This window comes from Streptomyces rugosispiralis, assembly GCF_024505145.1.
GTDB classification, from domain to species: Bacteria; Actinomycetota; Actinomycetes; order Streptomycetales; family Streptomycetaceae; genus Streptomyces; species Streptomyces rugosispiralis.
On record NZ_JANIAA010000233.1, the window covers coordinates 1 to 518 of the forward strand.

The window sequence follows — 518 nt, forward strand, 5'->3', positions numbered from 1 at the left end:
GCCGAGGAAGCCTTCGACGCCCTCCGGCACCCGCTCCAGCAGCGAGGCGTAGTCGTGGTACATGACGCCCGCGAACACACCGGTGCGGCTGCCGCGCAGCACACCCGGGTCGATCCCGGCCCGCTCGAACGCCTCCCACGACGTCTCCAGCAGCAGCCGCTGCTGCGGGTCCATGGCCAGCGCCTCACGCGGCGAGATACCGAAGAAGCCCGGGTCGAAGTGGCCGGCGTCCTCCACGAAGCCGCCCTCGCAGGCGTAGCTCGTTCCGCTGTGGTCCGGGTCCTCGTGGTAGAGCGCCGAGAGGTCCCAGCCACGGTCGGTGGGGAACTCGGAGATCGCGTCCCGGCCCTCCATGACCAGCCGCCACAGATCCTCCGGCGTCTCCACCCCACCCGGATAACGGCAACCCAACCCCACGATCGCAATCGGCTCATCATCAGCGGCCGACACCACCACCGGACCCGCCACCGCAGCCGCGGCCCCCACAACCTCCACACGCAAGAACTCGGCAAGCACCA

General features: G+C 70.1%; 1 protein-coding gene. It reads right to left on the reverse strand.

The annotated features are described in order from the left end of the window. Positions 1 to 518, reverse strand: a 518-nt coding sequence (locus NP777_RS47215) for a polyketide synthase (protein WP_256656373.1), incomplete at both ends; no start/stop codon positions are given.